General features: G+C 63.4%; 10 protein-coding genes. 9 read left to right on the top strand and 1 reads right to left on the bottom strand.

Annotated elements, in window-relative coordinates; all coding sequences use genetic code 11:
• The first annotated feature begins 4 nt into the window (after positions 1-4).
• From JYA75_RS28180 to JYA75_RS28135, 9 genes are all read left to right on the top strand, one after another.
• Complete coding sequence (locus JYA75_RS28180) at positions 5-1,114, top strand: hypothetical protein (RefSeq protein WP_203330241.1); 1,110 nt, start codon at positions 5-7, stop codon at positions 1,112-1,114.
• Between the two features lie 234 nt (positions 1,115-1,348).
• Positions 1,349-2,938 carry a class I adenylate-forming enzyme family protein gene (locus tag JYA75_RS28175; protein WP_203330240.1) on the top strand — a complete coding sequence of 530 codons (1,590 nt, stop codon included), beginning with the start codon at positions 1,349-1,351 and terminating at the stop codon, positions 2,936-2,938.
• Positions 2,938-3,783 carry an enoyl-CoA hydratase/isomerase family protein gene (locus JYA75_RS28170; RefSeq protein ID WP_203330239.1) on the top strand — a complete coding sequence of 282 codons (846 nt, stop codon included), beginning with the start codon at positions 2,938-2,940 and terminating at the stop codon, positions 3,781-3,783. Before JYA75_RS28175 ends, JYA75_RS28170 begins: the two co-directional genes overlap by 1 nt.
• Positions 3,784-3,817: 34 nt before the next feature.
• The gene (locus tag JYA75_RS28165) at positions 3,818-4,624 is read left to right on the top strand and encodes an SDR family oxidoreductase (RefSeq protein WP_203330238.1); all 807 of its coding nucleotides are present in this window, start codon (positions 3,818-3,820) and stop codon (positions 4,622-4,624) included.
• A gap of 2 nt (positions 4,625-4,626) precedes the next feature.
• The gene (locus JYA75_RS28160; RefSeq protein WP_203330237.1) at positions 4,627-5,652 is read left to right on the top strand and encodes a phosphotransferase family protein; all 1,026 of its coding nucleotides are present in this window, start codon (positions 4,627-4,629) and stop codon (positions 5,650-5,652) included.
• Positions 5,646-6,152 carry a hypothetical protein gene (locus JYA75_RS28155; RefSeq protein ID WP_203330236.1) on the top strand — a complete coding sequence of 169 codons (507 nt, stop codon included), beginning with the start codon at positions 5,646-5,648 and terminating at the stop codon, positions 6,150-6,152. Before JYA75_RS28160 ends, JYA75_RS28155 begins: the two co-directional genes overlap by 7 nt.
• A 13-nt stretch (positions 6,153-6,165) precedes the next feature.
• Positions 6,166-7,146: a PDR/VanB family oxidoreductase gene (locus JYA75_RS28150; protein WP_203330321.1), complete on the top strand. Its 981-nt coding sequence runs from the start codon at positions 6,166-6,168 to the stop codon at positions 7,144-7,146.
• Between the two features lie 1,231 nt (positions 7,147-8,377).
• Positions 8,378-8,542 (top strand): hypothetical protein, encoded by a 165-nt coding sequence (locus JYA75_RS28140; protein WP_203330326.1) that lies wholly within the window; start codon positions 8,378-8,380, stop codon positions 8,540-8,542.
• Positions 8,543-8,649: 107 nt separating this feature from the next.
• Positions 8,650-9,738 carry an IS630 family transposase gene (locus JYA75_RS28135; protein ID WP_203330320.1) on the top strand — a complete coding sequence of 363 codons (1,089 nt, stop codon included), beginning with the start codon at positions 8,650-8,652 and terminating at the stop codon, positions 9,736-9,738.
• A 533-nt stretch (positions 9,739-10,271) separates the two neighbouring features.
• Here JYA75_RS28135 and JYA75_RS28130 read toward each other — a convergent pair.
• Entirely contained in the window at positions 10,272-11,576 is a 1,305-nt protein-coding gene (locus tag JYA75_RS28130; protein ID WP_203330319.1) for an MFS transporter, read from the bottom strand.
• Positions 11,577-12,087 lie beyond the last annotated feature (511 nt).

Raw genomic sequence — 12,087 nt, 5'->3', positions numbered from 1 at the left:
TCCGATGGAACACCTCGACGAGCAGTTTCCCCTGGCACCACTCGATGATCACCTCGTTCATCAGACCCCGGATCCGATCAGAGTGGCCTGGTCCTCGGACCCCCGATTCTACGAGCGGTACTGGAATGTCTTCCACGACGAGGTGGGCGATCTGCTGATCGCCGCGGGAGGGACCTTCTACCCGAACCTCGACCTGGCGGAGGCCTACGCGATCGTCAACTATCGCGGCATACACCGGTCCGTCCGGGCGTTTCGTCCGCTCGGCGTCGACCGCATGGATCTGCACGTCGGCCCGATCCGGCCTTCCATCGTCGAGGGACTTCGACGATGGCGCCACGTACTCGCGCCCAATAAGTGGGGCATCTCGTACGACCTCGACTGGGTCGACCGCAAGCGGCAAGTCTACAGCGCCGCCTACGGATCTTTGAAGACGGCGACCCCCGCGGGATCACAGAAGCAGGTGACCGCGGGTTTCGAGGGCTTCGGAGATGTGACCGGGTGGGTGCAGATCGGAGACGTCCGGGTCGAATGGCCGGAAGGCGCCGCCCGCGGGACCCGGGATCGGCATTGGGGTATCGGCCGTGGTGTCGGCGGACCGGGAATGCACCCGGGCCGCACGGTGAAGGCCGGCTGGAAGGGCGGGAACTGGATCTGGTTCGACGACTTCGCGATCTGGGGTCGCACCGTCCTCTACGACTTCGGTGATCCCCGCCCGGGAGCGGGAAAGGTGGTCAACGTCGAACGCCGGCTCCGATTCGAGAAAGACACCCAGATCTTCACCGAGGGCGTGATCGATTACACCTTCGACACCGGCGAGCAGCGGCAGGTGCACTTCGAACGGTTGGGTTTTCAGACCGCGTACATGAAGTGCGGCCTCTACGGAGGGACCCCGGAAACGGGTCTCCACCACGGCGAATACTTCGGCGAGCCGATGGTGGAAGGCGACGAATTCGATGTCCGGGAGGCCTCGGTGCGGTCGAAACTGAGCGGTCTCAACGAGCACCATTGCCGAATCACCTGCGAGAATCGCACCACCACGGGGATCTTGCAGCCATTGGAACCGGACGCCTACGAGTCCTGCGCCCGAGGCGAGCGCGGGTGGGCCTTCCTCTGACACCCGTGCAGATCAGCGCACCCAGACCCGGGCGTAGCCGACAGGAACGAAGATTTTGGACTTGTGCACAAAGCCCAGAGGTGACTAGTCCAAGAAAATTCGCCTGCATTCCCTAATGTGGCTCCCACCACAGTGCAACTCCCGCACCCGGTGCGCGTCACGTGACCAACAGGAAGCACCGCGCACCTACCGACCGACCCGCAAAAAGCGCAACCACCGCCCAGGAGAACACCGATGACCCTCGAGTACGACTTTCCGCTGATGTGTCCGGACGTGATCGGGCACAACGGCCGCGTCTTCGCAGATCAGACGGCGTTGGTGTGCGGTGACACCCGGCTGACCTGGCGCGAGGTCGACGAGGCGACCAATCGGTTCGCCAACACCCTCAGGGACCTGGGACTGGACACGGGCGACAAAGTCGCACTCCTGATGCCGGCCTCGATCGACACCTTCGTCGCGTTCTGGGGTAGCGCGAAGGCCGGATGCGTGACCGTTCCGCTCAACGTGTTGCTCGACGGCGACTCCTTGGCCCGCTTGCTCAACGATTCCGATGCCGAGGTCATTTTCGTTGATTCGCAGACCGCGGCCCAGATCGAGGCCGTCCGCTCGACGCTGAGCAACATCCCGGCAGATCGGTTCTTCACGTTCGGCGAGACGCGAACGGGATGGTCCGATATCCGGCCCCTGATCGAGGTCGCCTCCGATCAGGCGCCTCCGATAAAGATCAAACCGCAGGACATCATCACGATCCTCTACACCTCCGGAACCACCGGCGTGCCGAAGGGCATCGAGCACACCCATCTCAGCCGGATGATGTACCCCTACGGCTTCGGTATGGGGTTACGGATCGATCGGTACTCCACCGCGGTCCTGGCCACTCCCCCCTACGCGTCGGGCACCTGGATCACGATGATCCCCACGATGTACCGGGGCGGAAAGATCGTGATCTTGGAGAAGTTCACGTCGAATGCCTTCCTCGCGGCGGTCGAGCGGGAACGGGGAACACACGCCTTCCTCGTGCCCACTCAGTACATCGCGCTGCTCGAGGACCCGCACCTGAGCGACTTCGATGTCAGTTCGATGCAATGCCTGGTCACTTCCGGTCAGCCGATCGCCGAGAAGACCTACAACGCCATCGATCGTGCCTTCGAGAACGCCGGCATCTACGAGGTCTACGGGTTCTCGGAAGGCTTCGCCTACCTGCGCATTCCCGAGGACGCGGCTCGAGGGAAACGGACATCGGTCGGAAAGCCCGTCATGCTGGACGAGGTACGGATCATCGACGACGACGGCACCGAACTGCCGGTCGGACAGACCGGAGAAATCGTCGCCCGCTCCATCGGCATGATGAAGGGCTACTACAACAACCCGGAGCTGACCGAAGCGGCGACCTGGTACGCACCGGACGGTCGCTCCTTCATGCGCACCGGCGACGTCGGCCACCTCGACGCAGACGGATTCCTCTACGTCTCCGGACGCGTAAAGGACATGATCAAGTCCGGCGGCATCAACATCTTCGCCATCGACATCGAGCAGGTGTTCATGCGCCACCCCGACGTTCTCGAGGTCGCGGCAATCGCCAAGCCGGATCCCAAGTGGGGCGAGACCCCGATCCTGATCGCCATTCCTCGTGCCGGTGCCGCCATCAGCGAGGAGGAACTACGGGTCTGGGGCAACGAACAACTCTCGAAATATCAACGGGTCAGTGCGGTGATCTTCCGAGAAGACCTGCCGCGCGCCGTGTACGGAAAAATCCAAAAAGAGGCTCTGCGTCGCGAATTCGGTACCGGCGCACCCATCGAATACGCCGGAGGAACCGCCTGATGTCCACCACGAACAACTCCACGACGGACCTGGACACATCGTCGGTCGTCTACCCCGACTACGAAAGCCTGAAGCTGGACCGCCCGGCAGCCCATGTCCTGAGGGTGACCCTCTCCCGCGGCAAGATGAACTCGCTGGACTTTCAGATGCACAAGGACCTCGGATCCATCTGGCGTCTGATCGACGAGGATCCGAGCGTGTCGGTGGTCCTGCTGGCAGGTGCCGGCCGTGCCTTCTCGGCAGGCGGCGACTTCGACATGGTCCAGCGCATCATCGAGGACTACGACTTCCGCTGCCAGATGTGGAAGGAAGGGCGCGCACTGGTGCAGAACATGCTCGACTGCACCAAACCGATCGTCTCGGCGATCAGCGGACCCGCCGCCGGCGGCGGACTGGCCGCAGCGCTACTGGCCGACGTCAGTGTGGCCGGGCGAACGACGAAACTGGTCGACGGGCACACCACCCTCGGCGTCGCGGCCGACGACCACGCGGTCGCCCTGTGGCCGCTGCTGTGCAGCATGGCCAAAGCCAAGTACTACCTCATGACCAGCGATGCGATCACCGGTGAAGAAGCCGAGCGCATCGGGTTGGTCTCATTCTGTGTCGACAACGACGAGGTCGACACCCGTGCCCTCGAGATCGCGATCCGCCTGTCCCAAGGGGCACCGAGCGCCATCCGATTCACCAAACACGCTCTCAATAACTGGATTCGGGCAGCGTGGCCGTCCTTCGAGGCGTCACTCGCCTTCGGAATCCTCGGCTTCACCGGCCCCGAAGCCAAGGAAGGCCTCGCCGCGCTGCAGGAAAAACGGCCCCCCGTCTTCGAGCAGCGCTCCTACATCTGATCCCCGACATCCACACCGGAAGGACGACCAACACATGTCGACTCAACCCTTTACCGCTCCGCCTCGATCCAATCGGGCTCTGCAGGATCGGACCTACATCGTCACCGGAGCTGGTGGTGGCATCGGCGGCGCTGCGGTCGCACGGCTTCTGCGCGTGGGATCGAACGTCGTCGGGGTCGATCTGAGCTCGCGGCGACTGGCAGAGACGGAGGACAAGACCAACGATCTGCCCGGCAAGCTCAAGACGATCAAGGTCGATGTGACCACCGAGTCCGGCACCCAGGACGCCGTCGATTTCGCGCTGTCGGAGTTCGGCACCGTGCAGGGCATCGCCAACGTTGCCGGCGGCATGGTCAACATCAACCAGGACGTGTACGACCTCCCGCTGTCGGATATCTCACTCGATTATTTCCTCGGCACCTACGCGCTCAACGTCAACAGCGCCTTCCTGCTGTCGAAGGCCATCGAGGAACACTTCTACGGCGAGGGATACGGCAAGATCGTCAACGTCGCCTCACTGGCGGCCTTCGCCAACCGTCCTGAACTGGGCAACGCCGCCTACAATTCCGCGAAGGCTGCCGTCGTCGGATTGACACGCAGCCTGAGCATGTCGATGGGCCGGAAGGGCGTGCGAGCCAATTGCGTCGCCCCGGGCCTGGTCCTGAGCGACCGCGTCAAGTCGTGGATCGAACCGGGCTACCATGAGCGTCACCTCGCCTACACCGCTCTCGGCGACCTCGCTACGCCCGAGGATCTGGGCGAGGCGATCGCCTACTTCCTCGAGCCCCAATCGGACGCCGTTACCGGTGAGGTCCTGCGAGTCGCGGCCGGGGTGCGCTGATCATGAACGATTCGGAGATCGGCGGGAGGATCGAGGAGCTGCTGCGCGTCTCGATCACCGGCGCTCGGGACGTGCGGGCCGAGGAGGTCGAGCGCGTTTTCGGCGGCAACGCCCGACGCGCGTGGGCATCGACGGTTCGGTGGACCGACCAATCCGGCGCTCGCCGCTCCGAATCGGTCATCATGCTCAGCCGGACGAGCGGGTCACAAGTCGATGCCGATCCCGAATGGGAGTTCGGCGTCCTCAGCGCACTCGAACACTCGGCAACGCGCGCACCCCGCGCCTTCGCGCTCGACGCGGACGGCTCCATCGTCGGCGCCCCGTCGATCCTGCTCGAGCGGATGCCCGGACGCGCAGACCCGCTCGCCTTCCTGCGATCCGAGGACCGCGAGGGAGGGAGAAAACTGACCCTCGACCTCGCCCGGGCCGCCGCGGAGCTGCATTCCGCGGACTGGGAAGAAGTCGGTCTCGGGGAGATCCTCGCCTCCGGTCCCCCCGACCGCAGCCCCCTCACCCAGATCGAGTCCTGGGAGGCCCAGTTCCTCACCCATCGCATGGAGCCCCACCCAGCACTGGCCTACGCATTCGCGTGGCTGAGGGCAAACCTGCCCGAGCCGGCCCGGATCAGCGTGGTGCACGGGGATTTCCGTCCCGGGAACTTCCTCTACCAGTCCAACACCGTCGTTGCGTTGTTGGACTGGGAGATGGCGCATCTCGGGGACCCGGTCGAAGACCTCGCGTGGGCCTACCGGGCGCTGTGGAGTCCTGAACGATTCGTCGATCTCGAGGAATTCGTTCGGTCATACGAGGAGTTCGGTGGACCCAAGGTGACCGAGCATGCGTTGCGGTTCTACCGGGTGTTCGCCGAAGCAAAGTTCGCGACCATCTCCCTGCGGGCGTCACGCTCGTTCGCCGATGGTGTGAGCGGGAACCTCCGCTTGGCGGACCGGGCCGCGACGGTGACCGCATCGATGAAACGCTGCCTGGCGTGGATCGCCGACAGCGGGAAAGGATCGGCCTGGTGCTGAGACCGACGACCACGGAACTGCTCAGCGGGGTACGCCGCGGCCTGGCCGAGGACGTCCTACCGAAGGTGTCCGACGGGGGCGCCGCTCGCCAACTTCGGGCCGCGCTGCACATCCTGGGCCGGCTCGAACGTTCCTGGGACCGGATGCCGGCCTACCTGGCAGCCGACAACGACGACATTGCAGCCACCTTGAGCCTTGCGCTGGCCGATGCCGCCGCCGACGGCGCGGACTACAGCGACCTCTTCGCCCGTTTGGCGAAAGCGACCTCCGGCAACGACCCGCATACACATCAATACCGGGTGCACGACACCCGGCTGGCGGTGGAAATGGCTGTCAACGAGGCCCTCCAAGGATTGCTCGAAGACTTCGACCGTCGCTGGCGTGCAGACCAGACGCTGGACCCAGATCTCCGCGAGCAACTCGAACAACGAACCTTGAAACTGTACATGCGCATGGTTGAGCGTGAAGCAGAAGCAGCAGGAACCGACAATGACCACTAGCGGAAATACCAAGATGGACAACACAACCGCACTGCTGGACCGCACCGAATTCGACGTACTCGTCGAGGCCGTGCACGACGAGTCCGACGGAGTTCGATCCCTGTCGTTGGTCACCCCCGACGGTCGGCCACTGCCCTGCTGGGACCCCGGCGCACATATCGACCTGGTGCTGGACGAGGGACTCGAACGGCAATACTCGCTGTGCGGCCCCCGAGGCGACCGTTCCCGGTGGCGGGTAGCGGTCCTACGCGCCAACGAGAGCCGGGGCGGCTCCGAGTGGATTCACGATCGCATCCGAGCTGGTGACCGCCTCCGGATCCGGGGCCCGCGCAACAAGTTCCCGCTCAAGTCCGCCCGCAAGTACGTCTTCATCGCGGGTGGTATCGGTATCACGCCGTTACTGCCGATGATCGAGGAACTCGACGCGACCCGCCCGGAAACGCCGTGGACACTTGTGTACGGCGGCCGACGCCGCGAATCCATGGCGTTCCTCCCCGAACTCGACCGCTTCGGAGACAAGGTCGTGATCTGGCCGGAAGACGAGCGGGGCCTGATCGACCTCGACGCCATCCTCGGAACGCCTCAATTCGGCACGGCCATCTATTGCTGCGGCCCGGAACCTTTGATCAAAGCCGTCGAACGCCGTTCACGTTCATGGCCCCCCGGGTCACTGCACGTGGAACGATTCCGGGCACCCACCGATACCGGAGGGGAACGTCCCGAGGAGACGACGTTCGAGGTCGTCGCAACACGGTCCGGGGTAATCGCGCAGGTACCGGCCGGCCAAACCATCGTCGACGTGCTCGCCGGCTACGGCATCGACATTCCGGTGTCGTGCGGGGAAGGTGTCTGTGGAACCTGCGAGACAAAAGTCCTCGAAGGCATTCCCGAGCACCGTGACGCAGTGCTCACCGAGGAGCAACGCGCATCCGGACAGGTCATCACGCCCTGCTGCTCCAGGTCCAAGACCCCTCGCATCGTTCTCGACGTCTGAGTCGGTCCCCGGTACGTGCAGGAAGAAGCAGGAAGAATAGGAACCTGAGTGCATAGTGCTGCGTATCCCGTTCCCGACTCCATGGTGTGACAGTCGGTGGAGGTCCCGTGAGGTTGCAGGCGATGTCGTTGCGCGACTTCCCGGCAGGGGCAGGCGGCTCAGGAGGCGCGACCCCTCAGTGCTCTCGGTCCTTGTGAGCTTGTCGTTGCGGGAGCCAGTAAGCACCTCGGCGTCGAAGTAGTGATCTTCCTCCATCCAGTCGGCGTTCTGCTCGGCCAGCACCTACCCGACGAGTCGAGATGGTGCCGATACAGGCAACCTTTTCGGCGAGGACGTAACGGGTCGGTAGTCGCCGCCCCACCGGGGCGTGGGTCACGAGTGAACCTCTTTCAGTTGCAGAGGGGAAGCGGTCGACACCCTGGCGTTGGACATTGTCTGAGCACCGCCCGGGCCCTGAGAGGGGGTGTCGACGGGGCGGATTCTGGTCAACGTCGCAACACCGGGGTGGCTCCAATCGATGGTCGCCACCGGCCTGGCTTGCGTACGTCCCCGACAGAGTGGTCCACAGCACCGCCCGACGGACCCGTTCTCGGCGAAGACGGAGAGACCTTCGAGGGCGTCGGCGCTGGTCAACACGAACTTCCTGCCGCAACGTTGGCCTGCCGTGCGGCATTGCCCCACTCGTCATCGGTGACGGTGCGGTGGACCAACACCTTGGCCTCACCCCCGACAGCGGTGCGTCCGCCGCAATCCGTGCGGCAACGTCGACAGTGTCACCGTCGGCGCGGTGCAGTTGACAGGTCCAAGCTCCTTGGCCCGCTCTGCGACGATCGGTTCGGCGGTCCAGGCGAATTCCAGGGTGATCTTGCGAGGTATCTGCTGCGGCAGCCGGATCCCACCGCCACCGGCGCCGAGCAGGCCGCGCCTGTCCCCGCGTAGGTCGAGTTCGGCATGTCCGTCGCTCCCTGCCAGGTCCGAGGCGAGGGCCAGGTTGGTGCCGGTGCCAAGGGCGAAACTGTTGACCGCGTCGATGGTCGGTTTGCTGACCCTGCGCTGCGCATCATCGGGCGAACCCCCACTTTGGATGATCGTCGGCGCCGGGGCTGTCTCCGGCTACCAGAGTCGAGAAATCAGCACGGTGCAGAACGCTCTCGCGGTGCGCCGCTCAATGCGCCTACCGCGGTCGACAGCACAACATTGACCGCGCTGAGGGATTCGAGCCCGATCCGAGATGACGACTGCGACGCCGCTGTGGGTGTCGTACAAGGACACCGGTTCGGGCGTCGGTCTTGCCAAGCTCCTTTCGAGCGGTCAGGACATAGACGTCGACGCCCTCGCCCGGCGGCCGGCGCAGCTGGCCGAGATGGCCCGCGAGGCCCTCGCCGGACGGTCCTAGTGGCTCGACACGGATCGTTGACCGGGTAATCCCCGGCTGACGGTGAGGTTCGCGGCAGACTATCTCCGATTCGATACAAGGAGGTGGTCGTGGCACCCCAACCACGCGTGTTCGTCCGTCCGTTGAGCATGGAGGAAGGCCGACGGCTGCAGAAGATCAGCCGTACCGCCAAGGACCCGGTCAAGCTGCGGCGCGCCATCGTGGTGCTGATGTCCGCGCAGGGGCAGACCGTCAAGGACATCACCTCGTTGATGCAGGTCAGCGACGATTACGTCCGCGATGTCATCCACGCATTCAACGAACACGGATTCGAGGCGTTGCACCCAAAATGGAGAGGGGGACGCCCGAAGACGATCGATGAGCAGACTCGCGAGAAGATCTGCTTGATCGCCCGGACGTCCCCCGCCGATTGGAAGATCACCGCGTTCTCCACGTGGAGCTTGGCCAAGCTCGCCGAGCACCTGATCGCGACAAAGATTGTGTCGACGATCAGCCGTGAGACGCTCCGCCGGATTTTGCGTGACGGCAAGGTCACCTGGCAATCCACCACGACGTGGAAGGCCTCGACCGACCCGGATTTCCTGTCCAAGATGCACACGATCCTCGCTCTCTACGACGACCCGCCGACCGACGGGCGGGTGGTGTGCGTCGATGAGTTCGGGCCGTTGAACCTGCAACCCCGTAAGGGCCGGTGTTGGCGGCCGGCGACGCATCCGCGCCGGTTGCGAGCGACGTATCATCGCTACGACGGTGTGATGCACATGCTCGCTGCCCTCGATTTGGGCAGCGGCAGAATGTATTACCGGATTCGTCCGCGTAAACGATCGGGCGAATTCCTCGAGTTTCTGAAGTCTCTTCGCGCCCGTTGGACCAGGGAGAAGTTGTACGTGGTCCTCGACAACTTCTCCCCGCACCGACATCCGGCCGTGCGTCGGTGGGCGGCGGACAACGATGTCGAACTCGTGTTCTTGCCGACGTACGGGTCGTGGTTGAACTGGATCGAAGCCGAGTTTGCGGCGTTGCGGTATTTCGCGTTGAACGGCACCGATCATCGCAGTCACGCCGAACAGAACGCTGCCATTGCGACCTACATGCGGTGGCGCAACGCTCGCGCGGAACCGAAAACCAGGTTCGCACTCGACTCACCGATCCGGTCGTGGACCGAGTACCCGCATTACCCGACCAAGGTTGCTTGACGAGCCACTAGGGTTTTCGGCCTTCGAGGGCAGCCTCGGCATGGGTGGTGAGGACGCACTGGCATCGGCGGTAGTCGAGGACGGCCAAGTCCGTCACGAAGTATGGCCGCCTCCATCACTTCTTCCCGTTCCTGCAGGCGCATAGTTCTTTTCGAGCACGTCACGAATGTCGGAACGGTTGGGTCCTTCCCACCCGGCCCGGGTGGCGAGCACTCCACCGGACACGTCCGTCAGGATCGCCGTCGTGTTGTGGGACCTGTGGGCGAAGGGGTCCTTGGCAATGTTCACTGAGAGCCGAGCCCGACCCCGCCCGTCTCGCTCCAGGTGATCAGCTCGGGAGCTTGCCTTTGGCGAGCCGGGGCGGGATCTGAGGAATCGGCTCGGTGAGAATCCGCGACGGCAGTAGCCTTCCGGGCATCGGCAGTGGGCGTGGGCTTCGCACCACTCGGGCTTATCACGGACAAGGGCTCGCGTCGGTAGCGTTGCCGAAGACCCCGAAAATTCATATCGCCCGTTCGGGGATCGTAGAGTCGCTATTGGAGCGGCTTGTTGAAGGTTTCCCGAATGGTGAATGCAGCGCAAACGGAGAGCGCGACGACTGCGATGGCGTAGAACGCAGGCATAGTTGGGCCGCCGTTGCCGGCGAGCGCGGCCAGGATCATCGGGGTGGGACCTGCGAATACTGTGGTGGCGATCTGCCATCCCAGAGACAACCCGGTGTACCGGTTGGTAGTGCTGAACAGCTCGGTGAGCACTGGAAGTACTGCGGTGACGTTGGCGGCGATAAGCGGGGTAACGATTACCATTCCCAGAACAGCGAGGGCGAGGGTCCCCTGTGACAGCAGCATGAACGAGGGATAGATCGCCAGGGCCAGCGCGATCGTCGAGGCGATCAACTGCGGCCGACGTCCAACCTTGTCCGTCAGCCTCGCAAACGGAAAAATCGCGACGCAGTACGCGATGAGACCGGAAAAGGTGATTAGCTGTGCTTGCGCGGGCGGAAAGTTTGCGAACTGCTTCAAGGCTGACGGCATGTAGATGAAGTAGACGGCCAACAAACACGTATTGGCGGCAGCTGTTCCGATCGCGAGTGCGACTGCCCTGTAATCTCGTTTGACGGTCGTCGCCAACGGCGTGTTGTTTTTCTTTTCTTCCTGCGTCAACGCAGCGAAGTGCGGTGTCTCCTGGAGTTTGAACCGGATGTACAGGGCGATCACCCCGAGCGGCACCGAAACGAGGAGGGGGATGCGCCATCCCCAAGAGGTCATTGCATTCTCAGGCAACAGACGCGTCAAGACGAGGGTGAATGCCGATCCGGAAAGTAGCGCGAGACCTGTTGTGAGAGAGATGAACCCGATGTAGAAGCCGCGCTTCCCCTGAGGGGAGAACTCGGCGATCAGCGAAGTGGCGCCACCGTACTCACCCCCAGCAGAAATTCCTTGTAGAACACGCAAGAGAGTGAGGAGTGTGGGAGCCAGAAGGCCGATCTGGGCGTATGTCGGCAACAGGCCGATCGTTGCGGTGGCCAGGGTCATCATCAGAATTACGACAGCGAGTACGGTTCTACGCCCATACTTGTCACCGAGCGGTGAGAAGATGACCGCCCCCAAGGGGCGCGCGACGTAACTGGCGGCAAAGGCTCCGAAAGTCAGGAGCAAGCCGACGAAAGGGTCATCGGAGGGGAAAAAGGCGTGTGCGATGTATGACGCCACGTATCCGTATACGACGAAATCGTAGTATTCGACGTAGGTTCCGATGCTCGCGGCAAGGATCGCTTTCCTGCCGGGGCCAGCGGTGGTTTTCACCGGGATGTCGTATGCGGTCTTTCTCATCACCATCTCGGTCAACTCTCTGTAGGAAAGCGGGGATGTCGGTATTCGACGCCGGTCCTGTAAGCGGCGATCGCGGACCACAGGTTACTGCGACCTTCAGCTGCAGGACGGGACGGAGAACACCGAACAGACAGGACTCTGCGCCGAAAAGCGCCGGTTCAGACCGAAGGGCGCAGACTCAGTCGGTGCAGGGTGGGCGAAGAACCGGCATGTGACGATCGTCTCAGCAAGATCAGCGCGCGGCCGCTCTTTCAGGCTGCGCACATTGTGCGCATCTCCAAAATGGTTGATGAGCTGCGGTTAGCGCACTCGGGTCGAGGGGTGAAGAAGCCTCATAGAAGGAAGCAAGTCGCCTGGCATCGCTTCCGATTGCCTGATCTTTGTAAGCTCACCCAATATCTCGCTTGCGGAGTTCGCGCGGCTACCAAGAGTCGAGTCCCGATAGTGATGCAGCACGATTGCGTGTCGACAAGTTTGTCGTGGACGTCGGTGCGGGCACCGATGCGCCCTTCGGGCG

This window comes from Rhodococcus sp. PSBB066, from assembly GCF_017068255.1.
GTDB classification, from domain to species: Bacteria; Actinomycetota; Actinomycetes; order Mycobacteriales; family Mycobacteriaceae; genus Rhodococcus; species Rhodococcus aetherivorans.
The sequence above is the reverse complement of the archived record's forward strand: the minus strand, read 5'-3'. Positions and strand labels throughout refer to the sequence as shown.

Bases quoted from the DNA above. Each gene is read 5' to 3' on its own strand.
- JYA75_RS28180 (WP_203330241.1), top strand. From the start codon at position 5: ATGGAACACCTCGACGAGCAGTTTCCCCTGGCACCACTCGATGATCAC.
- JYA75_RS28175 (WP_203330240.1), top strand. From the start codon at position 1,349: ATGACCCTCGAGTACGACTTTCCGCTGATGTGTCCGGACGTGATCGGG.
- JYA75_RS28170 (WP_203330239.1), top strand. From the start codon at position 2,938: ATGTCCACCACGAACAACTCCACGACGGACCTGGACACATCGTCGGTC.
- JYA75_RS28165 (WP_203330238.1), top strand. From the start codon at position 3,818: ATGTCGACTCAACCCTTTACCGCTCCGCCTCGATCCAATCGGGCTCTG.
- JYA75_RS28160 (WP_203330237.1), top strand. From the start codon at position 4,627: ATGAACGATTCGGAGATCGGCGGGAGGATCGAGGAGCTGCTGCGCGTC.
- JYA75_RS28150 (WP_203330321.1), top strand. From the start codon at position 6,166: ATGGACAACACAACCGCACTGCTGGACCGCACCGAATTCGACGTACTC.
- JYA75_RS28140 (WP_203330326.1), top strand. From the start codon at position 8,378: ATGACGACTGCGACGCCGCTGTGGGTGTCGTACAAGGACACCGGTTCG.
- JYA75_RS28130 (WP_203330319.1), bottom strand. From the start codon at position 11,576: ATGGTGATGAGAAAGACCGCATACGACATCCCGGTGAAAACCACCGCT.